Raw genomic sequence first — 23,572 nt, 5'->3', positions numbered from 1 at the left:
ACCGGCCATGGGCGGGATATTCGACGACGTCACGAAAACGGTGGGCAGGACGCCGCTGGTGAGGATCAACCGGATCGCACGGGGGACGGGCGCGACGGTGCTGGCGAAGCTCGAGTCGTTCAACCCGCTCGGGAGCGTGAAGGACCGGATCGGGGTGGCGATGATCGACGACGCGGAGAAGCGCGGGGCGATCCGCGAGGGGACGGTCGTCATCGAGCCGACGAGCGGCAACACGGGGATCGCCCTCGCGTTTGTCTGCGCGGCGCGGGGCTACCGGCTCGTCCTCACGATGCCCGACACGATGAGCGTCGAACGCCGGCAGCTCTTGAAGATACTGGGCGCGGAGGTGGTGCTGACGGAGGGGGCCAAGGGGATGAAGGGCGCGCTGGCGAAGGCGGAGGAGATCCACAAGGCGACGCCCGGGAGTTTCGTCCCCCAGCAGTTCGAGAACCCCGCCAATCCCGAGATCCACCGGCAAACCACCGCCGAGGAGATCTGGGCGGACACGAACGGCGGCGTGGACATCTTCGTCGCGGCGACCGGCACGGGGGGGACCATCACGGGGGTCGGCACAGTGCTGAAGGAGCGGAAACCGGGGGTGAAGGTGATCGCGCTCGAGCCCGCGGACTCGCCCGTGCTGTCCGGTGGCGCGCCCGGCCCGCACAAGATACAGGGATGGGGGCCGGGGTTCGTGCCCGGCGTGCTCGACCGTGCCGTCATCGACGAGGTCGTGCGCGTCGGCCACCTCGACGCGGGGGCGATGGCCCGCCGGCTCGCCCGCGAGGAGGGGATTTTGACCGGGATTTCGGGCGGCGGGGCGATCTGGGGGGCGATCGAGGTCGCGAAGCGTCCCGAATCGGCGGGGAAGACGATCGTCACGCTCCTCGCCGACACGGGGGAGCGGTACCTCTCCACCTGGCTTTTCCAGGAACGCGATTGAACGGACGCAGAAACGACAAAGCCCCGTCCCCCCTTTCGGGGAGACGGGGCTTGTGATTGTCAACGCACGCGGTCAGGCAGACTGCCGCCGCACATTGATGGCCTGCTGGCCCTTGCGACCGGGGGCGACGTCGAACTCCACCGCCTCGCCATCCTCGAGGGTCTTGAACCCCTCCATCAGGATCGAGCTGTGATGGACGAAAAGATCCTCACCGCTCTCGGGCGTGATGAAACCGAAGCCCTTCCGCTCGTCGAACCACTTCACTGTGCCTCGTGCCATTGTACCTAAACTCCTTCTCTGCACGGGGGAGGCACCGTTTTCCTGCGGCGCACGCGCCGCAGCCTCCCTGCCGGTCAGAACCGCCCTGGGTGTGGAAAAACCGCGAGTCAAGTAGCCGGCTCGCGGTTCATAGATTACTCAACCTATAATACCCAAGCTTCATTCTGACCGTCCACAGTCTAGCACACGCCTCCGGGGCGTCAACAACTAATTTCTGCAGCTAATTTCTGCGATCCTTGTCCGCCGCCGGAATCCCTTTTGCCCCCGCCCGCCGGGTGTCCTACAATGTACGGGTCTCTCCGCGCGCGCGGAGATGACGGCGAATGGGGGATGCGGTGGACGGGAACAGGACGATCCGGGAGGGCACGATCCCAGTTCCGGGCGGGAAGGTCTGGTACCGGATCGTGAACCCCGAAGCGCCGGGGATCCCGCTGCTCGCGCTCCACGGAGGCCCCGGCGCCACGCATGACTACCTCGAGCCGCTGGAGACGCTGGCCGACAGAAGACCCGTCGTCCTGTACGACCAGCTCGGGGGCGGCAATTCGGACAGGCCGGAGGACCGGTCGCTGTGGACGCTCGAGCGTTTCGTGGAGGAGCTCGCGACGGTGCGCCGGTCTCTCGGCCTCCTGCGCGTCTGCCTCCTCGGCCAGTCGTGGGGGGCGATGCTGGCGGTCGACTACCTTCTTTCGCGGAGACCGGAAGGCGTGGCCTGCCTGATCCTGTCCGGCCCCTGCCTGAGCGCGTCGAGGTGGGCGGCGGACCAGCGGCGGTACCTGTCCCTCCTTCCCGAACAGACACAGGCGGACATCGCGGAGTGCGAGGACGCGGAGGATTTTTCCTCCCCGCGGTATCTGGATGCGATGATGGCCTTCTATCGGCGCCACCTCTGCCGGATGGAGCCATGGCCGGAATGCTTGAACCGGACCTTCGAGAGGATGGGCCGCGGGGTATACGAGCATATGTGGGGGCCGAGCGAATTCACGATCCGGGGCTCGCTGAAACGGTTCGAGGGGGCGGAGCGGCTCGGGGAACTCCGGCTTCCCGCGCTCTTCACCTGCGGCCGCTTCGACGAGGCGGCGCCCGCGACGACCGCGTTCTACCACCGGATGCTCCCGGGGTCGGAACTCGCCGTTCTCGAGGAGGCCTCGCACAACCACCACCTCGAAAAGACCGGCGAATATCTCGCCCTCGTGCGGGGCCTCCTCGACCGCGTCGACCCGCCCCTCATCCGCGGTCAGCGCCTCCGGCCGCGCCCGCCTCTTCCGTGAACACCGCCTCCGCCCCGCCCGCCGAGGCTTCGCCCGGAACCGCCCCTGTTGAAATGCGCGCAATGCCGGTCGAACTCCGCCGCCCTCTCCGTTCCCCTCTGGCGCGCGTAGCGGTGCGCATCGAGCTCCGGGCGGTCGAGGCTTCGCCCGGTCCGTGAAAAATCGCCTTTGCTGAAATCCGCCGGGGGCTGTGAGCGGCCGCGGCCCCCCGGAGCGGACGATCGGGCGGAACCCCGCTCGCCGGTCTGCGTCAGCTCCCCCCGGACAACCCCGCCGGGCTTCCCGCCGGCCGTGTCGGCCGTGGGGGCGAAACTCTTCGTCCACCCATCCCGCCCTCGCCGCTCCCATCCATCCCCGGTCTTCCGAAACACGTCGCCGTGTTTGTCCGCGAAGAGATCGTTCGCAAGACCCTCGGCGACCTTTGCGCCCCCGGGCGCCGCCTTCCCTTCTGGGTGGGCGGGGGGCGCCGGACGCTCGTTTCGACGATAGATGTTGCCGTCCCGCAACCCGCTGACGTTGTAGGTCTTTCCGTTCACGGTGAGCTGGCCGTCGTGCGCGCTCCAGCTCACCGGGTGGTAGCCGCTCGGCCCCCACCAGCCGCCCTCTCCGTCCCCCCACTTCACCCATCCCCTGCTCTCGCCGTGCCAGGGCCCCCAGCCATAGCCCCATTCGCCGTACCACGGGGTGTAAACCGGGTGGAACCCCCACGTCATAGGGGCGGGGATGTAGACCGCGCCGCTCCACGGCGGATAGGCGTATCCGGTGCCGTAGACCACCGTGTTGTTGTAGACATAGCTGCCTGTGTAGCCGGGAAGGTAGCCCACGGACACCCCATCGGACGTCGCGCCGTAGACGTTGACATAGCGGACGTGGTACAAGGGGCAGCTCGGGGGTATCGTGTAGATCTCCTTCGGCACCTTCGTGCAGACCGCCCACGGCCCCGTCGGGCTCATCGCCGCGTACCAGACCGCGTCCCGGCAACAGTAGTACCCGTCGTGCACCTGGATGACCGCGTCCGCCGTGTTCACGGCGTAGCGCATCTCCGTCCCCTCGATCCCCTTGAACCGCGGCGCGCCGTCGTAGGAGATCGTCAGCTCCGCGGGGCCCGGCTGCACCGTCGTCGTCTGCGGGATCTGTGCGTCGAGGACCGCCTCGTTCGCCTGCGCGGTCCCCGCGACATGGACGAGGACGCCCCCTTTCGGGGAGTCGCACGGGATCTTCGCGAACGCCTCCGGGAGCGCGTCGGAGGCGACATACGCCCACGGCCCGTCCAGGGACGCCGCGCGGTACCACCTCCCGGCGAGAAGGAGATAGCAGCGCCGCGACCCGATCTCCATGAACACGTCGCTCCCGGTGTTGCCGAGATACAGGAGCTCGTTCCCGCCGATCGGCGTCCATTCAGGCGGGCCGTCTGTGACGATCAGCTCCGTCGGCTCCGTCGCGACGACGATATGCGGGGCGGGGGGCGCGGCGGAGCCGGCTGAAGCGGCGGTCCCGGGGACAGCGGCGACGATCGCCTCCGGGGCGTGCACGGACTCGGCCCACGGGCCCGCGATGTCGGCGGCGGTGTACCAGCGATCACCCCCCCGCAGGTAGTACGCCTTTGTGTCGGGGTCGAGAAGGATGGTGAACGGGGTGTTCACCACGCGCATCAACCGGCCGTTTTCAACCGGTCTCAGCCGGGGCTGCCCGTCGAGAACGACGAGGACCGCGGGCACGGAGGAGAAGATGATCTTCGGGGGGGCGGTCGACAGGGCGGCGGTTGCGGCCTCTTCCCTCTCGGCGAGCGCGATGCCCGCGAGCAGATTGTCGAGCGGGAACGCGAGGGGCGCGGTGGGGAGACGGTCCTTCAGGATCCCGGCCAGTCTCTCCTCCTGCGCGGCGCTCGCGCCGGGGAACCGCACGCGCGCGACCTCCATCGCGAGGATCGTCGCCGTGCGCGCGTGCCGGTCCGTGGAGACGCGCGCGCCGAACCAGACCGCGCCGAAGACCGGTTCCGTCGATCCCTTCGGCGTCACGGAGACCGCCGCCCGGCCGGTCAATCTGTCGCCCTTGAACGTCTCGGGCTGGGGCTGATAGACGACGATCGTCGCGTTGGGGGCGTCGATCTCGCGCGGCCACGCGAGCGCGGCCGCGGCCGGGGGTTCATCCGCTCCGGGAGCTGCGGCGGGTTCCTCCGCGAGCCCGATCGCCGCCCATGCCGACACCGCCGCCGCGCAACAGACCAGGGCGCACCGTCTCATCTTCCTCCTCCGCGCGTCACCCTTTGAACGCTTCGTTCGTGCCGGACACGATGCGCGTCCGGCCGCCTCGCCGGGGGCGAGCCACGCCGCGGCGCCCGTGCGCCGTGCCGGGTGCCCGCAGTGTCCGCGACAGGGCGCGAAAAGAAGTGCCCCGCGCCGCAGCCCATAGTATACTGCACCCGCGCGGAGAGCTATCGTTCTTTCATCCGGCTCGGAGAACCGCACCGTGGACACGCCGCCTCTTCTCCGCCGTTTGGGGGCCGCCGCCTGTCTCGCCTTCGGCGCCGGCTGCACGACGCTCGACCTCGTCAGCCCGCCCCCCCGGATCGATTTGTACCCGGCGGCCCCCGCCCCCGATGCGCCGCTGGTCCTCGCCATCCCCGGCCTGCGCATCCCCGGGCTTCGGATCAGGCAGGAGGAGCACTTCGGGCGCCTGGTGGAGCTCCTCGCGGAGCAGGGGATCCCCTGCCGCATCCTCGCCTACGACACCTCCGGGGATCCGGTTGCGCAGCACGCCGCCCTCTACTCTTCCGAGCACGGCCTCGCGTGGACGCGCGTCGGCCCCGCGTTGGCGCGGGAGTTCGAGGCGGAAAACGAGCGGCGCCTCGCGCGCGGCGCCCCGCCGGTGAAACGGCTGGTGCTCATCGGCTACAGCCAGGGGAGCGTCCTCCTCGCCCAGCTCGCCAACCGCCTCTTCCACTCGTTCAAGGAGGAGTACCGCGAAACCGTGACGGCGTTCGGCGACGAGTGGGAGGCGCTCCGGAAGGACCCGGAGTTTCTGCTGTTCATCAACGCCCTCGACGACTTCATCGCGATCCAGAACATCAGGTCGCAGAACGAACAGCTCTTCAAGTCGAGCCCCCCGCTCAGGCGGTTGTACGAGCGCGCGCAGAAGAAGCTCGTCACGCAGTACGAGGAGTTCCTCGGCTACCTCACGGACCCGTCCGGCAAGTACCCGGGCGTGCAGAGGTTCGAGGGGGTCGAGAGCCCCTACTACCCGAAGCGCTACCGCAGGATCAGGGCCTACGCCGCCGAGCGCGCATCCCGGACGGCGGAGGAGAAGGAGAAGAACCGCCAGTTCTTCGTCACCTACGCGCAGTACCGCTCCCTCCTCGACGTCGAGGCGCGTTTCATCAGCTGCGCCGGCTCTCTCTTCGGCTCCCCGCAGGCCAACGACACCGTCAACCTCGCGAAGTGGCTGCCGTTCGTGCGCCGCGTCATCGGGAGGGAGTACCGGCAGATACTGCAGACGGAGCTCGGCACGGAGGAGCACCTCAAACGGGTGGAGAGGCTCTCCGCCGACGCGCACCGGAAACGCTACCCGTTCGCCCCGACGGAGATCCTCTCCATCGTGGGCGCCAACGGAGCGCAGGGGGACGGGCTCGTGGACCAGCCGGCGGCGCACCTGAGCCTCCACACCTTCGCCGCCTTCAAAACGGCGCACGATGCGGACGGGAAAGCCCGTCTCGACGAGGTCAGGCGCGCCACCCTCCCCAAGCTGCCGGTGGCGCCGCTCGAGCTGATGCATCTCCCCGAGAAGTCGTTCTGGGGGCTCGCGGGGAGACGCCATGGGGCGGCGTACATGGTGGAGGACAATCCCGCCTGGCCTTTCGTTTTGAACTTCATCAGGGGCGATTGGGCATCGCTGGAAAGGGACCTCGCCCGCGACGGCGACCTGTTCCGGCAGTTCATGGTCGAGGTGGTGCTGGGCGACGCGCGTCTGAAGGCGTCCGACGTCCGATGGAAGGACGCCTCCGACGACCTGGTGATCCGCGGCCGCTACTATAACGAGGGCAGCCGCACGATCATCTGGACCGGGCATTTCAAGGACACCGGCGTGGTCGCGGAACTCCGGGAGAAGGCGCGGCTGCTGGACGTGACCGACATGGTGCCGGGCGTCCGGGATCTCCTCGGGAGTTCGCACGCCGAGAGGCCCCGGCTTCTCGAAAACCTGCGCGGGCGCGTCCAGCTCCTGAACCCCGCCCCCCTCATCCCGAACCACGACGAGATCTTCAGCTGGACCGGCCTTGTGCCGGAGGAGACGGAGGAGGCGGGGGGGCTGGTGGACTTCAGCGTGCGGCTGCCGGGCGGCGGGGAGGCGCCCCTCCGGTGCGCCGTCCATCCGGGGCGCATCAGCTTCGTCAAGATCGAAGCCGGCGAACAGTGACCCTGCGGCGATCGGCCGGCCGGCTACTTCTCGTCGGCGGCCTGAAAAGCCGTTCTCTTCGTCGCGAGGAGGACGAGCGCGGCGAGGGAGGACGCCTTCATCTTCCGCATGACCCTGGCGCGATGGACCTTGACCGTCTTTTCGGCTATCCCGAGTTCGCCGGCGGTCTGCTTGTTGAGATTCCCGGAGACGACCAGGGCGAGGACCTGCCGCTCCCGGGGGGTGAGGGAGGCGAGGCGCCGTCCCGCGGTGTTCGCTCAGGTCCCCTGCGGCCCCTCATTCCCGGTTCTCTGCCGGATTCATTCGCCGGGCGCGGCCGGCGCGGGTGGATACGGCGGCAGGAGGAGCAACGTCACACGGTACAAAGCCGCACACCGCTCATTTCCCGTCGCCCGCGGCCCCCGTGATCCCGACCGCCTTCTCCAACAAACCCTTCACGGCGCCGCGCGCAGCCCCGACCGCCTGCGTCCCCGCCTCCGAAACCGCCCCGGTGATCTGCTGGCCGGCGCCGCTGACCGCGTCGAGGCCGGAGGTGAGCGAAGCGCCGAGCTCCGGCGAGATCAGGCCGCCCCCGTTGGCGACCGTCGAGCGGATGATCTCCTGGAGGGAGAACGCCAGCGTCTGCGCCATCGTCACCCCCTGGTTCCCCTCGCCCCCGAGCTCCTTCAGCTCCAGCGGCGGCAGCGGCACGAACGCGGCGGGCATCCCCGCGATCCTGGGGACGACCCTCACCTTCGCCCCGTCGATGCGCAGGCTGCCGATCACGACCTTCATCTCGGGGCCCGCCTCCTGCACGTTCGACGTGCGGTTGAGGAGCTCGTACAGGTTTGAGCTGGTGAGGCCCTGCTCGAGGGTGATGGCCGGCTCCTTGATGACGACCGACTCGATCCGGGGCACCTTGCGGAGGAGGCGGGTCAGCGGAGCGCGCACGTTGATCTGCCCCACCTCGATCGCGTTCTTCGTCGTGTACCCCTCCGGGTTGCCCACCTCGAACCCCCTCAGATCCACCGAGCTCGAGAAGATCCTCAGCCCCGCGCCCTTCAGCCGCACCGGCACCCCGAGTGCCAGCGATCCGGCCTTCCCGACCGCCGGGCAGATGAGCAGCCCCGGCGCGAACAGGAGCACCAGCAGCACCGCGAGCACAACGATCCCCACCGTGACGCCCAGCCGCTTCAACCGCGCCCCGCTCATCGCCGCATCCTCCTTCCTCCGCGACGGCGTTCTCTCAAACGCTCGCCGGGCACCCCGCGCGGCGCCCGGTCCCCCCCCCGCCTAGCCGGGCGGCGGCGCCCCCCCGTCGGGGGAGGATCCCCGCGCCGCGCACACACCGTATTTTAGCACAACCATGGTGATGTCGTCCGACTGGGGCGCGTCCCCGGCGTGCTCCCTGATCCTTTGCAGGATCCCCTCCGCGAGCTCCGCCGCCGAATCCCCGGCGCGGGCCGACACCTCCTCGACCAGCCGCGGCTCGGAGAACATCCGCCTCTCGGGATCGAACGCCTCGGTGACCCCGTCGGTGTAGAGAAAGAGCGTGTCGCCGTCGGAGAGCGAAACCGTTGCCTCCTTGAACGCCGCCTCCTCCTCGACCCCCAGCGCGATGCACTCGCCGCCCCTCAGGAAGACGGCCCTCTCACCGCGGCGGGCGAGAAGCGGGGGGTTGTGCCCCGCGTTGGCATAGCAGAGCTCCCCGCGCACGGCGTCCACGATGGCGCAGAAGAGCGTGACGAAGAGACACGATTCGTTGCGGCGGCAGAGCTCGACGTTGACCTTCGCCACAATCCCGTCCGGGCTCCGCTCCTCGCGGGCCGCCGCCTTGACGAGCGTGATGGTCCTGGCCATGAAGAGGGCGGCGGGAATCCCCTTGCCGGACACGTCGCCGACGACGATGCACAGGCGCCCGTCGTCGAGGACGAAGAAATCGTACAGGTCCCCTCCCACCTGCCGCGCGGGCTCGAGGATCGCGCGCAGATCCAGGCGCTCCCCTCCCGGGAACGGCGGGACCTCGGCCGGCACCATCCCGGCCTGGATCCTCCTGGCGACGGCGAGCTCGCTCTCCAATCGTTCCCTCGCCGCGGTCGCCTCGGTCAGTTCCCGGATGTGGGTCTTGAGGGAGTCCCGCATGTACGCCAAGGCGGCGGCGAGACCTCCCACCTCGTCGCCGCGTCGCACCGGGGGAAGGGCGAAGTCCAGCGTGCCCCCGGAGACGCCGCGGGTTGCGGCGGCGAGTTCCCTGAGCGGGCGCGTGATGGTGCCCGCGAGGGCGGCGATCACCGCCAGGAGCGCCGCGAACCCCGCCAGGCCGAGGAGCAGGACCGCGGCGCTGAGCCGGGTGACGTCCGCCATCAGTTCGCCGCGCGGAAAGCTCAGCCCCAGCGACCAGCCGGTGGAACGGATCGGCTCGAAGCCGATCCAGACCGGCCGCCGCGTGACGATGCTGCGGGCGGGGAGGAAGCCGCTCGCCCCGCGCATCATCTCACGCGCGATCCTCTCCATCTGCGCGTCGCCCCGTTCCGCGGCGAGATCCAGGAGCTTCTCCTTCATGATCAGCTCGCGCCTCGGGTGCGTCACGACGGTCGAGTCCCTGGAGATCAGGAACGCGTACCCGGTCTCCCCGATCCTGATCCCCGAGACGATCTCTTCCAGCCAGGAGAGGTAGACGTCCGCGGTCACGACGCCGGCGAACCTCCGCCCGCCCCCCGCGCTCCGGTGGAACGGAACGCTGTAGGTGGCCATGATGATGTTGCCTCCGCCCTCGTCGTAGTACGGGCCGGTCCAGACCGGCCGCCCCGTCCTCTTCGGCTCCGCGTACCAGTCCCATCTGAAGTAGTCGTACTTGTCGTCGAGCCACGCGAAGGCGATCTCCCCGTTGCGCTTGTAGTAGTACGGGCCGAAACAGCGCGCCCCGCGCTCGAACAGGTGCGGCTCGAAGGAGACGGTCGAGCCGTAGATCTCGGGGGTCGTCTCGACCACGCCGCGCACGAGGCCGAGGAGCTCGTCGCGCGTGTAGGCGGCGTGCTCCAGCGACAGGGCGAGCGTGTTCGGCACCTTCTCCACCGACTGGATCACCGTCTCGATCCTCTGGGCGGTGCGGAGGGCGAGGTTCTTCGCGTTCTCCTCGATCTTGCAGGGGATGAGGCGGCGCGAGACGACGTACTGGTAGGAGAAGATGACGGCGAATATGAAGGCGCAGCTCGAAAGGATGGAGAGGGCGAGCCTGAGGGCGATCCCCCCGGACCGGTTCACGGGCGCCGCCCCCGCGGCGCGCCGGCGCGCCGGGCGGGCTTCCTGCCGCCGAACAGGGCCAGCTCCAGCACCCTGAGGTAGCAGTCCACATCCCTGAAGCCGGCCTCCCGGAGCCAGCGGCACTGCGCCTCGAGCGGGGCGAGGAGCCGTTCCTTCTTGTCGGAGCGGGAACGGTACTCCGCGTCGATCTCCGCGCGCGATCTCCCGGAGCCGGAGAGGCGGAACAGGCGGTCCACGAAGAGACCGGTGAACAGCTCCTCGACCGCCTCCGTCGGCGGCTTGACGTGGTCGAGGTTCAGGAAGAGGCCGCCCCCGGCGAGGAGGTCGAAGATCTCGCCGTAGAGGGCGCGCTTCCGCCGGTGCGGCTGGTGGTGGATCGCGAAACCGGAGAGCACCACGTCGAACGGTCTTCCCTCCCCCACCGCCGCGATCCAGGCCCGCGTCCCGAAGTCCGCGGCGACGACCCGGGCGCGCCGCTCCCCTTTGAGCCTCCGGCGCGCCGCGGCCAGCATCGGCTCGGAGAAGTCCGCGAACCAGACGCAGGCGCGGGGACAGCGCCTGAGCGCCAATTCGCCGAGTATCCCGTCCCCGCAACCGAGGTCGAGGACCCTCTCCGCCCCGGGGCGCCACGTTTCGATCAGCCGGGCGATGATCTCGGCCTGGAGGGCGGCGCCGGGGATCGCCGCCGACCGCCCCTTCACGAAAGCCTCCGCGTTCCTCGCCGCCTTCCAGTGGCTCCCGCGCGGACTCATCCCGTTCCCTCCCCCGGCGCGCGGGGACATACGCCGCGCGCCCGCGTCGCGCAAGGCGTTTCACATGGTAGCGCAGGCGTCTTCAAAAGCAAGCACTATCCGACCAGCGGCTTGCGCGCATCTTCGGATGATGCTATCATCCGTCTGTACCCGGACGGGATAGGTGCGGGGCCGAGGTGCCCGAGGGGAGACGTCCGATGTGGACCAAGGAAAGCATCGAGCGGCTGGTGCGTGAGAAGCTGGGCGACTACCTCCTCGTGGTCGCCTCGAACCGGCAGCCGTACGTCCACGTCCTCGCGCGGGGCAAGGTCGAGTGCCGGCGCGGCGCGGGGGGCGTCATCACCGCCCTCGACCCGGTGATGAAGGCCTGCGGCGGGACGTGGGTGGCGGTCGGCGACGGCGACGCGGACCGCCGGGTGACCGGGCCGGACGGCACGCTGGCCGTCCCCCCCGAGGAGCCCCGCTACACCCTGCGGCGGGTCTGGCTCACGAAGGAGGAGGAGGACGCCTACTACTACGGCTACTCGAACGAGGCCCTCTGGCCGCTCTGCCACATGGTCTTCAACCGGCCGGAGTTCCGGAAGGAGGACTGGGACTACTACAAGCAGGTGAACCGCAGGTTCGCGGATGCCGTGATGGAAGAGGTGGGGGACCGGAAGGCGTTCGTCTGGATACAGGACTACCATCTCTGCCTCCTCCCCCGGTACCTCAAGGAGCGCGCCGGCAGCCGGCTCATCGTCGCGCACTTCTGGCACATCCCATGGCCCGCGCACGAGACGTTCCGCATCTGCCCGCAGCGCAGGGAGATCATCGAGGGGCTGCTCGCAAACGACCTGATCGGCTTCCACACCCGCTACCACTGCAACAACTTCATGGAGGTCCTGGACCGCGAAATCGAGTGCAAGCTGGACCGGGAGCGGCAGTCGGTCACCCGCGGCGGGCACGAGACGCTCATCCGTCCCTACCCGATCAGCGTCGACTTCGAGGGCCTGGGCCGCCTCGCGGATTCCTCCGACTGCGCCGCGCTCAGGGACTCGCTCCGGGAGGAGTTCGGGCTCGACGGCTGCGCGGTGATCGCGGGTCTCGACCGCATCGACTACACGAAGGGGATCCCCGAACGGCTTCTCGCCGTCGACCGGCTCCTCGAGAAGCACCCCGAGCTGAAGGAGAAGGTCGTCTTCCTCCAGATGGGGCACCTCAGCCGGATCCACATCCAGAGATACAAGGACCTGAACGACGAGATCAACGCGCGCATCGAGGAGATCAACTGGAAACACTCCACGGAGGGATGGAGCCCCATCCGGTTGGCGCGGCGGCACCTGTCGCTGAAGGAGGCGCTCGCGCTCTACCGGGTCGCCGATGTCTGCCTGGTGAGCTCGCTGCACGACGGGATGAACCTCGTCGCCAAGGAGTTCGTCTCCAGCCGCACCGACGAGCAGGGCGTCCTCGTCTTGAGCACCTTCACCGGCGCGGCGCGCGAGCTCGTCGACGCGGTCCTGATCAACCCGTACGACCGGGAGCAGACGAGCGACGCGCTCCACGAGGCGTTGACGATGCCCCCGGCGGAACGGCAGCGGAGGATGGCGCGCCTGCGCGGGACCGTCCAGGTCAACAACATCTTCCGCTGGGCGGGCAAGATCATCTCGGAACTCCTCCGCTTCGACTTCACCGAGTGAGGAGAGATCCCGTGCGCCACCTGCTGCGGTCATGGGGGGAGGTGCGGAGGCGGATCGCCGGGCGCGACGCGGCGCTCTTCCTCGACTTCGACGGGACGCTCGCCCCGATCGCCCGCACCCCCGCGGGGGCGTCGTGCCCGGCGGAGACCCGGGCGCTCCTGCGGCGCCTCGCGGCCGCGCCCGGCGTGACGGTCGCGATCGTCAGCGGGCGCGCCCTCCGGGACGTGCGGAGGCGCGTCGGCCTCCGCGGGATCGTCTACGTCGGCTGCCACGGGCTTGAGATCGAGGGGCCGGGGATGCGGCGCGCCGTCTTCGCGTCCCGGGAGGGACGCGCGGCGGTGGCGAAGGTCCGTCGGGCGCTGTCGCGCGCGGCGGGGCGGATCCCCGGGGCGCTGATCGAGGACAAGGGCTGCTCGTGCGCCCTCCACTACCGCCTCGTCGCGGCCGGGAACCGGCCGCGCGTGAAGGCGCTGCTGCGCGACGCCACGGCCGGTGCCGTTAGGCGCGGCGCCGTGCGCCTGAAGCGGGGAAAGATGGTCCTGGAAATCCTCCCCCCCGCGGACTGGGACAAGGGCTCGGCCGTGCTCTGGATCGAGGAGCGCCTGCGGCGGCGCAGCGGTGCGCGGGGTCTTGTCCCGGTCTACATCGGCGACGACCTCACCGACGAGGCCGCGTTCCGGTCGTTCCGGCGCCGCAGGATCACCGCGCGCGTCGGGAACGCCCGGCGGTCGGACGCCCGCTACCGCCTCCGTGACACGCGGGAGGTCAGGCGGTTTCTCGATCTGTTCCTCGCGGAAAGGAGCTGCAGCCGATGAATGAACCCGCGCGCGCCGCGCAGCCGTTCAGGTTCTACACGCGTCTCCACCTCTCGGAGCTGACGGGCCTCTCGGCGTCGACCTTCCCCCGTTTCCTCGAGATCCTCAAAAACGCCTCGGACTCCTGCGTCTACCACCACACGCACCGGTTCCTCCAGCAGCACCAGCACCTCTCGCCCGAGCCGCCCAACGACTTCGCCTACTGGGCGGCCGAGTCGATGGGGGACGACGAGCTGGCGGAGAAGCTGGCGAGCATCGACACGATCCGCTTCTCGAACCTCCCCGCCCTCCGCGACAGGATCGTCGCCGTCGTCGAGGAGCACCTCGCCCGGACGCCCAACGCCGCCCTCCGGCGCGCGGCGCCGGGCGAGGAGTTCTATTTCATAAAGGCCGTCAGCTTCGTCTTCCCCGCCCCGTATGTCGTCTGGAACCTCCGCGAGTTCGCCGAGGCGCTCCGGCGCGTCGGCATCCACTCGATCTACTTCCATATCTTCGAGGCCCGCCTGCGGCTCGCCAAGAAGACCAACGACTTCTCCCACTGGCTCGAGGATTCGCTCGGGGAGCCGGAGCTGGCGAAGCGGATCGCCGCGCTCGACCCGTACACCTACACGCTCGAGGAGCTGCGCAAGAAACTCGTCGCCCTCGTCTCCAGGAGGATCGCGGAACACGATGACACCGACCACGCCGCACATTGACGACTACGCCCCGATCGTCGGTGATTCCACCATCGACGAGCTGCGCTTCCTCGCGAGCCGGCTGGAGGGAAGGAGCGTCCAGTTCGTCAACTCGACCGCGATGGGGGGCGGCGTCGCCGAGATCCTCAACCGGATGCTGCCGATCCTCACGGAACTCGGCGTGCAGGCGCGCTGGGACGTCATCACGGGGGGGAACCAGTTCTTCGACGTGACGAAGAAGTTCCACAACTCGCTCCACGGGAAAGGGGTCGAGATCACCCAGACCGACTTCGAGATCTTCATGGAGACCAGCCGCCGGAACATCGAGACGATGGAGATCCGCGGCGACATCGTCTTCATCCACGATCCGCAGCCGATCGCCCTGATCAGGAAGAAGGGGGGGAACCGATGGATCTGGCGTTGCCACGTCGACGTCTCCGCCCCCGATCCGAAGCTCTGGGGTTTCCTCCACGACTTCATCGTCGGCTACGACGCCGCCATCTTCTCGGCCCCGCGCTTCGCCCACCCGCTCCCGATCCGCCAGTTCCTTATCTCCCCCTCCATCGACCCGTTGAGCGACAAGAACCGGGAACTTCCGCGGGAAACCATCGATGCCGTATTGGCCAAGTACGAGATCCCCGCCGACAAGCCGCTCGTCACCCAGATCTCCCGTTTCGACCGTTTAAAGGACCCGCTGGGGGTGATCGAGGCGTACCGGCTGGTGAAGCCGTACACGGACTGCCGGCTCGTCCTCGCGGGGGGCACCGCCGTGGACGACCCGGAGGGGATGACGGTCTACCGCGAGGTGTGCGAGCGCGCGGCGAACGACCCGGACATCCGCATCCTCCTGCTTCCCCACAACGACATCGAGGTGAACGCCCTCCAGCGGGCCTCCACCGTGCTCGTCCAGAAGTCGATCAGGGAGGGGTTCGGGCTCACGGTGTCGGAGGCGCTCTGGAAGGGAAAGCCCGTGGTCGCCTCGCACGTGGGGGGGATCCCGCTCCAGGTCACGCACAAATACTCGGGCCTGCTCAGCCGCTCGATCGAGGGGGCGGCCTACGCGATCAAGCAGATGCTGAACAACCCGGAATTCGCGGTGAAGATGGGGGCGAACGGGCGGGAGCACGTGAAGAACAACTTCCTCATCACCCGGCACGTGCGGGACTACCTGCTCACCTTCCTTTCGTTCTTCTCCCCCGGCGACGTCGTCTACCTGTAGCCTCCCCGCCGCGGGCGGGCGGGCGCGCGCGGGGAGTTCTCGTGAGACCCCCGCGCGCGCGGTGCGCATCCTCCCCCGCGGATTCGTGCCTGCACGGGAGCGCGCCGCGTCCCGCGTGGATCAGGAGCAGCTTCTCCACCCGGTTCAGCCGCTTGATCCGCGCCTCCCGCCGCAGGGCGCGGGACCTGCCGCGCGATGCCTCGCGATAGACCAGCGCCACCGGCCCGCGGGAACGCGTGTAGCGGGAAGCCGTTCCCTTTTCGTGCGCCCGCAGCCTCCGGTCGAGGTCGTTCGTGACGCCGGTGTACAGCGTCCCGTCGCGGCACCTGAGGATATACACGCACCATCCGGTTTTCACCCTTTCCCTCCCCTTTCAATATGGTGCCACACGCCACCGGATTCCACAAAACGTTCGCGCCGGAACGTTCAGATCGGATCCCGAGCAGGCGCCTGCGCCGGGTATCCGCTTGGCGCCGGCCGGGAGGGACCGCCTGTGTGGAAACGCTCGCGTCCGAACCGCATATGCGGTATGCTTGTGCGTGATCGGATCCCTGAGACTCCACGCAGTGGCGAAATCCATATCGGAGGGAGAACCGTGAAAACGCCCGTCGCCGCTCTTTGCAGAACCGCCCTGCTGCTCGCGACCCTGTGCGGCGCCGCCCCCGGCGAGGCGACGGTCTGGGTCGCAACCAACTACACCGTCTACCGCGCCGGTGAAGGGCTGCGGGTGACCGGCCACGCCGACGCCATCCCCGGCGCTTTCGACGCCTGGGCGGTCGTCCTCGCCCCCGGCGGGGGGCTCTACTTCATGTCGCTTGCCGGGACGCCGGCGCCGGGGCCGTTCCCCCTGGCCCTCGCGGTCCCGGGCCTTCCCGGGGCCGTGGACGCGACGCTTCTCTCGATCGACATCCCCTGGGGGCTGGCCCGGGGGGAGTATCAGGCGCTGCTCGCGCTTCTCCCCGCGGGAACCGCGGTGACGAACGTCGCGGATGCCGAGGCGAAGGCCATCGACGGATGCTTCGCCCGCGCCCGCTTCTACCTCGCCTCGGGACTGGTTTCGATACTGATCGACGGCACCTGGAACGTCACGCTCGATGAGCTGGGCTCGGGCACGATGACGCTCGCGCGCTACCCGGACAACTTCATCGTCGAGGGGACCTTCTCGGGCAAGGACGAGCTCGAGGAGGCCTCGATCCTCGGCTTCATAGACCTCGATACCGTCACCCTGTTCCTCGACTCCCCCTCCACGCCCGGCGCCCAGGACCTGATCCTCAAGGGGAGAGCCGTCGACGGGACGCTTTCAGGGACCTGGGTCTCCGACAAGATAAGCCCGTTCGGGGGCGGATGGGAAGCCAATCGGGATATGTCACCCGCGGCCGGCGCCTTCGCACCGGCAACAAACGACGACGATGACGGCGTTCCTTGAGGCTCTGTTCATACGCCGCGCCGCCGCCGCTGAAGGCGCGGCGGTCGCGTCGTCCTTCCCCCGCGTGCAGCCGTGGGCGGCGATCCTCGTCATCTACCTGTGCGCATGGCTCGCCCATCGGCTCTCCGGTCGCCTCGCCGCGCACATGGTGCGTCTCCGGAGTCTCACCCCCCGCGTGCGCGCCGCGACGCCCGAGCGGCAGCGGACGCTCGAGGCGCTCATCTCGGGCCTCATCAGCTTTCTCGCCTTCGGCATCGCCACCTTCATCACCGCCTCGCATTTCATCCGCGTGGACACGCTCGTCTGGGTCATCGGTCTCTTCAGCGCGGCGTTCGGCCTCTCGGCTGCGCCGGTGATACGGGACGTGCTGACCGGCGTCGGATTCATCTTCGCCGACACCTACGCCGTCGGGGAAAAGGTCGAGATCGCGGGCGTCGAGGGGATGATCGAATCCATCACCCTGCGGGCGACGCTGCTCCGCGCCCCGTCGGGGGAGATGTACGTGATCCCCAACGGGGAGATCCGCACCGTGCGCAACTTCAGCCGCGGGAGGTTCTCGACCCTGACCGTGACGATGACGGTCGCCACCGGGGATCTCCCGCGCGCGCTGGAGATCCTCGATGGACTGGGACGGGACGCCGTCGCCCTGTTGCCGAACCTGGTCGAGCCGTGGCAGATCATCGCCGGCACCGGCGTCGTGGGTCGGAACACCGAGCTGACGTTACTCGCGCGGGCCCGGTTCGGGAAAGCCGCCACGATGCGCCCCCGCCTCCTCGCCCTGGTTCATGAGCGCCTGGCATCCGTCGGGATCCCTCTCGGCGCCTGACCGCTCCCCCCTCGGGCAGCCGGAACGACGCACGGTGCCCGATCCGCCGGGGCGCCGCGCCCGAATTCGACGACCCGATCGCGATGAACGGTTCAGGAACGAGACAGGGGATACGATACCCGCGTCCGGGTACGGTATCCCCCGTCTGCTTCAGTGCTCTCGGCTATCGGGTGCGCCCCCGGCACCCGGTCAATCGGCCACGGGCGCCTCGTCGGGCCGCTCGCCCTTTTCGCGGCCGCGAGGCCCCCTGCCCATGCGGCCACGCCTCCCCGCCCTGCGCTCCTCGCGCATCGAGCTGAGCTTCTTAAACTGCTCGGGGGTCAGCGTCTCCTTCACCCTGAGGATCCCCTTGACTTCCTGGTCAATGCGCTGGGCCTCGAGTTTCTTCAGCTCGGCGGCGATACCCTCGATCTTCGCCGGATCCGACTTCTCCTTGTCGATCTCGGCGCGGAGCTCTTCGTGCTTGGCCTTGAGCGCGTCGCGCACCACCCGCATCACGGCCTTCTGCTCCTTGCGCTGCGCGTCGATCTTCTCCTGCTGCTCGGCGGTCAGATTGAGCTCCTTCAACTGCTGCCTGCCGAGTCGTCTCCCCATCCTCCATCCGCCCTCCTTTTCCGGGGGGGGAAGCGGCGGCGTCTCCTCCCCGGTCGCCGGGGCCACCGCCGGCGCGTCCTTTTCCGGCGGCGGCACAGGCTGCGTGTACGCCGTCGCCGCCGCGAGCGGCAGAACCGCCGCAATCGACAACAGTGTACCGATCAGTCGTGCCTTCATCTCTGCCCCCTCTCGTTGTGCCGCTTTTGTGAAGCCGCGGCGCGGTCCCATCAGCACGGACGGCGCGGCCAGGCGCCGCCCCATTATACCCCTTTGACGAACCGGGGCAGCGGAAAGTTCCGCGTCACATCAGGTACTCCTCCACGAGCGTGCCGAACCCCGCCTCGCCGCTCTCCGCAGACCCGCCCCGGCTTTCGCAGGCGAGGATCGAATACTGCTCATCGAGGTAGGCATGCAGCTCCTCCGCGTCGATCGCCGCCGCGCGCGAACCGTTCGGCGGGGCGTACAGACCCCGGAAGACCGCGGCGGCGACGATGACCGCGGCCGCCGCGGACGCCGCGGTGTAGGCGGTGGCCGGGAGACGGAGCACGCGCCATGCGCGGCGGAGCGTTGCGCGCACCCCCCGTTCCTCTTCCCGCCGGATCGCCCGCAGCACCCTCGGCCAGAGCGAGGCGGGCGCGGCGATTCGCGTGGCGCTCCTCAGCGGCTCGACGGCCAGCCGGCGCAGCTCCTCCTCGAACAGACGGCACTTCGCGCAGGCTTCGAGATGCCGCTCGACCTCCGCCCGCGCCGCCGCGTCTAGTTCCCCGTCCGTGTAGTCCGCCGCGAGAAGCCCCCGCGCCTTTTCGCAGTTCATTCCATCCCCCCCCCCGCCCGCGCGCGGGCGCACAGCGCCTCCCGCGCCCTCCGTATCCTCGATCGGACCGTATTGAGCTTCACGCCCAGCGCCCGCGCGATCTCCCCGTACCGCATCCCGTCCATCTCCCGCATCACGATGCACGCGCGCTGTTCGGGCCTGAGCCCCTTCAGGAGAAACCGCACCCGCGTTTCGTTCTCCTCGCGTTCGACCGTCTCGCGCGTCGCGTTGCGCGGATCCTCGACCGCCATCCCGTCGTCGAACTCGGCCCGCCGCGCGCGCCGCCGCCCGGACCTTTTCGCCTCCGTGAGGGCGCGGTTGACAGTGATCCGGTATAGCCACGTCGTGAACGACGCCTCGAAACGGAACCTCCCGAGTCCCCGGTGGACCTTCACGAAGACGTCCTGCGCGACCTCCTCCGCGTCGGCCCGGTTGCCGGTGATCCCGACGGCGATGGTGTAGACGTAGTCCGCTGTCGCACGGTAGATCTGCTCGAACGCCTCCGCGTCGCCCTCCGACGCCCGTATGAGGAGTTCTTTCGGTGGCGGCTGCATCGCTCCCTTTGCTATCTTTGACGCGCCGCGGGGAAGAAGAGTTCCCCGGGCATCCCGTTAATTCCGACTTTCAGTATACCATCCCGGGGAGGACGGGCGTTGGGACAGGGCTTGGCGGCGTCACTGGGCATCGGCGCGGCGCTCGGTCTCTCCGCGGGCCTCACACCGGGACCTCTCCTGGCGCTCGTCGTCTCCCAGGCCCTCGCCCACGGCGTCCGCGAGGGGCTGAAGGTCGCGTTCGTGCCGATCCTCACCGACATCCCAATCGTCCTCGCCTCTCTGTTCGTCCTCTCGCGTTTCTCGGAGTCGCGCCTCATCCTCGGCCTGATCTCCGCCGCGGGGGGGACCTACCTGCTCCGTCTCGGCTGCCGCAATCTCCGGACGCCGCCGCGCGCCGAACGGCTCCTCCGCGCCGCCCCGCAGTCGCTGCGGAAAGGCGTCATCGTGAATCTGCTCAGCCCCAACCCGTACCTATTCTGGATGACGGTCGGCGCGCCGGCGATGCGCAGCGGGTGGGAGCGCCGGCCGGCCGCGGCGCTCGCCTTCGCGGGAGGTTTCTACGTCTGTCTCGTGGGGGCGCAGGCGGCCGCGGCGGCGGCCGCGGGAGGCGTGGAACGCTGGTTCGGCGGCCGCGCCTACCGCTGGCTGATGCGCGGACTCGGGGCGCTGCTCGCGATCTTCGGATTCGTGTTGATCAGGGAAGGGTTGACGCTCCTCGGTGTCCTGCGCGGCTGAGGCAAGCCGGTGTGGCGCTCAGTGCGATTGCCAGCCGTAGTCGCCCCTCAACCCGTACGCGCCGCCGCTGTCGCGCCTGTACGAGCCGGGGCAATCGGCAAGGGGCGGCATGAAGTTGATTGTCAGGGGCATTACCAGGGGATCCTGTTTCGTGGCGGCGTCGTAGAGCGCCTGGCTGAGGTCGCCCGTCGTCCCCTCCTTGCCCACCTGCCACTCCATCACGCCCGAAAGCCCGATCTTCTTGTACTCCGCGATCTTCGCCTCGATTGCCTCCGGATCGTTGACCCAGCGGCTGTCGGCAGGGTGTTGTTTCTCCAGATAGGAGGCGTGCAGACTGACGAGGGACCAGTCGGTGTCGTTGCGCACACTGTCCCATGAGGAGTGATCTGTCAGGTAGAACGGGATGCCGCCCGTAATCTTCGATAGATTATACCCCTTTGCATAGAGATAGCTGAACGCCCCCCACACCGACCTTTCCACCGTCCCCTCGTCCCACGCGAGCCACAGCACACTCCCGGGCATCCGAAAAGGCCCGTTGGGCGGGTACTTTTGGCTCATGAAGTCGTAGCTCATGTGATGGGCCATGTCTATGAGATCGGAGTTGACCACCGTGGCGCTCGGGCTCGCCGGGAGATAATAGAGCGGCGCGAGGGTGACGGTGAACAGCGCGCCGGGGCATGCATCCTTCACGTTTTGGGCGAGGTCCAGGATCAACTGGTCCACGATGTCCCGATCCGCGGCCTTTGTTCCCCCCCCCCACCCTTCAAAATTCGCGTCGACGCCGTCATAGTCATACGTCGAAACGAAGTCGATTACGTTGGCGATGAAGTTCGCCTTTGCATTCGGATCGGATGCGATATCCGTATATACCTTGTACGACACCGTGGAGCCGCCGATCGAGACGAGGACTTTGGATCCTTGCGCCTGCGCCCTATTGATGAGCACGATGCCGAAAGGATTATCGCCTTCCTCGACCACAACAGGCTTGGCGGCATCGTACGGGTCGATCGCACCGGTGCCGTCTGGGATCAGGAACGTAGTGATGATGTGCGTGTAGGTGTGATCGAACAACTGGGTGTAATTCTCCCACGCTGACGAGGCGCTGTTGATATACCCGACGCGCGCGAACTCGGCGTGCGAAAAGGATACCGGTGCGGCGAGGAGCAGGATGGAGAGGAGCGAAAGGAAGCCGCTAGTCCCTTTCATGAAAATCGGGACATATGCCGCCTTGATCGGCGATGCCCGGGAGGCATCCACAGCAAGCGCCCTCTCAATGATAAGAGTAGCATAAAATCCATCCCTCGGCAATGGCTCCGGTGCATTGGCGGTCAGGGGCGCCTGTTCGTTCCGCGCCTCTCGCTCCCCCGGTTTTCCCGTCTCCGTGCGCGGGAGAACGGACCGCCATCGCCGGCGCCCTCGCCGCCGCGGCCCGAGTGCGGCGAGGATCCCCCGGGGCCGCGGCTTTTCGGGCGCGGGAAACGAACCAGGCGCGACGGAGGAGAACGGTGCGCCGCCCGCCGCTACATCAGGCCCTTTTCCCGCCAGACGCGAACCACGTGTGCGTAGACCCCGTCCGGGTCGTTCCGGAACATGAACCGGCGCATCACGGCGTCGTCCAGCGCCCATCCGGCGCGCCGGAGGATATTCGGCCTCGGTCGCGTCTCGACCGTGCGCAGGAAGCGCGCTGCGGCGAGGCGGAGCGTTTCGCCGGCATCTTCCGCCTTCAACGTCCCCGGTATCCCCGTGCGGAAGAAGAGGTATCCGGCGGGCAGTGCATGGAAGTCTCGGAGGGTGAGCACCCTCCCCAAATGCTTCTTCCCCCCCGCCATCCCCACGGCGCCGATCGCGAGAACCGGCTTCCCCTTCAGGTCGCGGCGGAAGCCGACGAGGTAGGTGATGCGCTCCAAAAAGCGCTTGTAGAGTGCGGGGAAATAGCCGTTCCTGACGGATGCCCCCGTGACGATGCCGTCCGCTTCCCTGAGCAGGGCGATGATGCCGCCCATGTCATCCTCGTGGATGCACGCCCCCTCCCGCAGGCAGGCGAAGCAGCCGGTGCACTCCGCGATCCGCTTCTCGGCGAGGCGCACAACCGTCACCTCCGCGCCCGCCCGAGCCAGTTCCCCCGCGACGAGGTCGATGCACCCGTGGACGAAGCCGCCCGCCCTGGGATTCCCGTGGATCAGAACGATCTTCATCGCGGTCCTCCTGTCCGAACCGCCGGGCGAACGCGCGGACATTTGGGCTGAACCATCTCTCGGCCGGCTGAAAAGCGCCCGGAGATTCGCTGCATTTTAAAAGCCATCCCGGCAACCTGCCCGCAAACGGCAAACGGAAAGCCCGGCCCCGGGCCCCGTGCGTCGACGCCGCCTCCGGGTTCGCGCCTGATGAGCCGGAACTGCGGCGGATGACCGGGGCATTTCAGAGCGACTGCAGCGCCTCGCGTATGTCGGGCGGGAGAGGCGATGGCCTCCTCTCGGCGGGATCGACCTGCACGAGAACGACCTTCCCGGTCGCCCGCAGCGCGCCGTCCTGCCACGCCTCCTGCGCCACGTCGAACGACGTCTCCCCGATGCGGGAGACCGAACTCCTCACCTCAACGTCCCGCCCGTAGAACAGTTCCCCCTTGTACTCGACCTCGAGGCGCGCCATCACGAGGTTCCACCTCGTCAGGTCGAGTGTCGGGTTGAAGACCCGGTAGACCCTGTTCCGCGCCCGCTCGAACCAGAGCGGGAGCGCCGTGTTGGTGATGTGCCCCATCCCGTCCGCGTCGCCGAACCGCGGTTCTATCGTCGTGACGTACATCGTGCGTGCCCCTTCTCCACGCCCCTCCGGGCCCCCCGAATACAACGCATCTGCAAGGCGGCCGCGAGGCCGCCTATCCTTCCTTGTCCCCCGCGGGGCGGTCTCGAGTCCGCCGATGTGTTTTCCTGCCCCTTGTTACAGGGCTGACCTCAGTCCGCCCGCTGGTCCTGTTCCAATTCATCAGGGGCGTCTTCCCCCTCGATCCCCCTCCTTTGCGGGGCGCTGTTCAAACCCCACGCGCCAAATGATAGCATTGATTTCCCATCCCCCCGCCCCCTTTGTTATACTCTGTCCGTTCTCTGACATCCGTTTTCCCTAGACAAGAGAAACCAGTAACGAGCGACGGCTGCATTCCCCGGTAGCTCAGTCGGTAGAGCAGGTGGCTGTTAACCACCGTGCCGCAGGTTCGAGTCCTGCCCGGGGAGCCACTTTGATGGCGCAGAGAACACCATTCTCTGCGCCATCGCTTTTTCCGGCTCCGTTGCAAGGAATCCCGGCGGATTTCCCCGCAGGGCGAGCTCGATGCGGTTACCGGACACGACCGC

General features: G+C 68.5%; 23 protein-coding genes and 1 tRNA gene. 11 read left to right on the top strand and 13 right to left on the bottom strand.

What is annotated here, in order from left to right:
• The first annotated feature begins 7 nt into the window (after positions 1–7).
• Entirely contained in the window at positions 8–940 is a 933-nt protein-coding gene (cysK, locus tag GXY35_01315) for a cysteine synthase A (protein ID NLW93238.1), read from the top strand.
• Positions 941–1,012: 72 nt separating this feature from the next.
• Here cysK and GXY35_01310 read toward each other — a convergent pair whose 3' ends face one another.
• Complete coding sequence (locus GXY35_01310; protein ID NLW93237.1) at positions 1,013–1,219, bottom strand: cold shock domain-containing protein; 207 nt, start codon at positions 1,217–1,219, stop codon at positions 1,013–1,015.
• 323 nt (positions 1,220–1,542) lie between these two features.
• On the opposite strand from GXY35_01310, the gene GXY35_01305 reads away from it, so the two are divergent.
• On the top strand, positions 1,543–2,487 hold the full coding sequence (locus GXY35_01305; protein ID NLW93236.1) for a proline iminopeptidase-family hydrolase: 945 nt from the start codon (positions 1,543–1,545) through the stop codon (positions 2,485–2,487).
• On the opposite strand, the gene GXY35_01300 is transcribed toward GXY35_01305, so the two are convergent.
• Complete coding sequence (locus GXY35_01300; protein NLW93235.1) at positions 2,454–4,730, bottom strand: hypothetical protein; 2,277 nt, start codon at positions 4,728–4,730, stop codon at positions 2,454–2,456. The two genes, GXY35_01305 and GXY35_01300, sit on opposite strands and share 34 nt — an antisense overlap.
• A gap of 226 nt (positions 4,731–4,956) precedes the next feature.
• Between GXY35_01300 and GXY35_01295 the strand changes: the two genes are divergently transcribed.
• On the top strand, positions 4,957–6,897 hold the full coding sequence (locus tag GXY35_01295; protein ID NLW93234.1) for a hypothetical protein: 1,941 nt from the start codon (positions 4,957–4,959) through the stop codon (positions 6,895–6,897).
• A 23-nt stretch (positions 6,898–6,920) separates the two neighbouring features.
• On the opposite strand, the gene GXY35_01290 is transcribed toward GXY35_01295, so the two are convergent.
• From GXY35_01290 to GXY35_01275, 4 genes are all read right to left on the bottom strand, one after another.
• Complete coding sequence (locus tag GXY35_01290; GenBank protein NLW93233.1) at positions 6,921–7,094, bottom strand: hypothetical protein; 174 nt, start codon at positions 7,092–7,094, stop codon at positions 6,921–6,923.
• Between the two features lie 181 nt (positions 7,095–7,275).
• A complete protein-coding gene (locus tag GXY35_01285; protein NLW93232.1) occupies positions 7,276–8,088 on the bottom strand; it encodes a hypothetical protein in 813 nt (270 codons plus the stop codon).
• An 81-nt stretch (positions 8,089–8,169) separates the two neighbouring features.
• Entirely contained in the window at positions 8,170–10,140 is a 1,971-nt protein-coding gene (locus GXY35_01280) for a SpoIIE family protein phosphatase (protein NLW93231.1), read from the bottom strand.
• Complete coding sequence (locus GXY35_01275; protein NLW93230.1) at positions 10,137–10,892, bottom strand: class I SAM-dependent methyltransferase; 756 nt, start codon at positions 10,890–10,892, stop codon at positions 10,137–10,139. The genes GXY35_01280 and GXY35_01275 overlap by 4 nt, the downstream gene beginning before the upstream one ends.
• A gap of 197 nt (positions 10,893–11,089) precedes the next feature.
• Here GXY35_01275 and GXY35_01270 point away from each other — a divergent pair, with 197 nt between their 5' ends.
• The 4 genes from GXY35_01270 to GXY35_01255 are packed head-to-tail and all read left to right on the top strand — an operon-like array spanning position 11,090 to position 15,276.
• Entirely contained in the window at positions 11,090–12,568 is a 1,479-nt protein-coding gene (locus tag GXY35_01270) for a trehalose-6-phosphate synthase (GenBank protein NLW93229.1), read from the top strand.
• A gap of 11 nt (positions 12,569–12,579) precedes the next feature.
• A complete protein-coding gene (otsB, locus tag GXY35_01265) occupies positions 12,580–13,383 on the top strand; it encodes a trehalose-phosphatase (protein NLW93228.1) in 804 nt (267 codons plus the stop codon).
• Positions 13,380–14,078 carry a hypothetical protein gene (locus GXY35_01260; protein ID NLW93227.1) on the top strand — a complete coding sequence of 233 codons (699 nt, stop codon included), beginning with the start codon at positions 13,380–13,382 and terminating at the stop codon, positions 14,076–14,078. The genes otsB and GXY35_01260 overlap by 4 nt, the downstream gene beginning before the upstream one ends.
• On the top strand, positions 14,053–15,276 hold the full coding sequence (locus tag GXY35_01255) for a glycosyltransferase (GenBank protein ID NLW93226.1): 1,224 nt from the start codon (positions 14,053–14,055) through the stop codon (positions 15,274–15,276). The genes GXY35_01260 and GXY35_01255 overlap by 26 nt, the downstream gene beginning before the upstream one ends.
• On the opposite strand, the gene GXY35_01250 is transcribed toward GXY35_01255, so the two are convergent.
• Positions 15,230–15,634 (bottom strand): GIY-YIG nuclease family protein, encoded by a 405-nt coding sequence (locus tag GXY35_01250; GenBank protein NLW93225.1) that lies wholly within the window; start codon positions 15,632–15,634, stop codon positions 15,230–15,232. The genes GXY35_01255 and GXY35_01250 overlap by 47 nt on opposite strands.
• 237 nt (positions 15,635–15,871) lie before the next feature.
• Here GXY35_01250 and GXY35_01245 point away from each other — a divergent pair, with 237 nt between their 5' ends.
• A complete protein-coding gene (locus GXY35_01245) occupies positions 15,872–16,702 on the top strand; it encodes a hypothetical protein (GenBank protein ID NLW93224.1) in 831 nt (276 codons plus the stop codon).
• Positions 16,686–17,528 carry a mechanosensitive ion channel family protein gene (locus GXY35_01240; GenBank protein ID NLW93223.1) on the top strand — a complete coding sequence of 281 codons (843 nt, stop codon included), beginning with the start codon at positions 16,686–16,688 and terminating at the stop codon, positions 17,526–17,528. Before GXY35_01245 ends, GXY35_01240 begins: the two co-directional genes overlap by 17 nt.
• 189 nt (positions 17,529–17,717) lie before the next feature.
• Here GXY35_01240 and GXY35_01235 read toward each other — a convergent pair whose 3' ends face one another.
• The 3 genes from GXY35_01235 to GXY35_01225 all read right to left on the bottom strand — a co-directional run bounded on the left by GXY35_01235 (position 17,718) and on the right by GXY35_01225 (position 19,490).
• The gene (locus tag GXY35_01235; GenBank protein ID NLW93222.1) at positions 17,718–18,299 is read right to left on the bottom strand and encodes a periplasmic heavy metal sensor; all 582 of its coding nucleotides are present in this window, start codon (positions 18,297–18,299) and stop codon (positions 17,718–17,720) included.
• Between the two features lie 124 nt (positions 18,300–18,423).
• Complete coding sequence (locus GXY35_01230; GenBank protein ID NLW93221.1) at positions 18,424–18,936, bottom strand: hypothetical protein; 513 nt, start codon at positions 18,934–18,936, stop codon at positions 18,424–18,426.
• Complete coding sequence (locus tag GXY35_01225; GenBank protein ID NLW93220.1) at positions 18,933–19,490, bottom strand: sigma-70 family RNA polymerase sigma factor; 558 nt, start codon at positions 19,488–19,490, stop codon at positions 18,933–18,935. The genes GXY35_01230 and GXY35_01225 overlap by 4 nt, the downstream gene beginning before the upstream one ends.
• 123 nt (positions 19,491–19,613) lie before the next feature.
• Here GXY35_01225 and GXY35_01220 point away from each other — a divergent pair, with 123 nt between their 5' ends.
• Entirely contained in the window at positions 19,614–20,225 is a 612-nt protein-coding gene (locus GXY35_01220) for a LysE family transporter (protein ID NLW93219.1), read from the top strand.
• 18 nt (positions 20,226–20,243) lie between these two features.
• Here the strand turns inward: GXY35_01220 and GXY35_01215 are convergent, their stop codons facing one another.
• The 3 genes from GXY35_01215 to GXY35_01205 all read right to left on the bottom strand — a co-directional run bounded on the left by GXY35_01215 (position 20,244) and on the right by GXY35_01205 (position 23,027).
• On the bottom strand, positions 20,244–21,482 hold the full coding sequence (locus GXY35_01215) for a glycoside hydrolase family 18 protein (protein NLW93218.1): 1,239 nt from the start codon (positions 21,480–21,482) through the stop codon (positions 20,244–20,246).
• A gap of 263 nt (positions 21,483–21,745) precedes the next feature.
• Entirely contained in the window at positions 21,746–22,420 is a 675-nt protein-coding gene (locus GXY35_01210) for a flavodoxin family protein (protein NLW93217.1), read from the bottom strand.
• Positions 22,421–22,643: 223 nt separating this feature from the next.
• Positions 22,644–23,027: an acyl-CoA thioesterase gene (locus GXY35_01205; protein ID NLW93216.1), complete on the bottom strand. Its 384-nt coding sequence runs from the start codon at positions 23,025–23,027 to the stop codon at positions 22,644–22,646.
• A gap of 352 nt (positions 23,028–23,379) precedes the next feature.
• Here GXY35_01205 and GXY35_01200 point away from each other — a divergent pair.
• Positions 23,380–23,455 (top strand) — tRNA-Asn (locus tag GXY35_01200).
• Positions 23,456–23,572: the final 117 nt, after the last annotated feature.

Source organism: Chlamydiota bacterium, assembly GCA_012729785.1.
GTDB lineage: Bacteria > Auribacterota > Tritonobacteria > UBA1439 > UBA1439 > UBA1439.
This window is presented reverse-complemented; position numbering and strand designations above follow the sequence as displayed.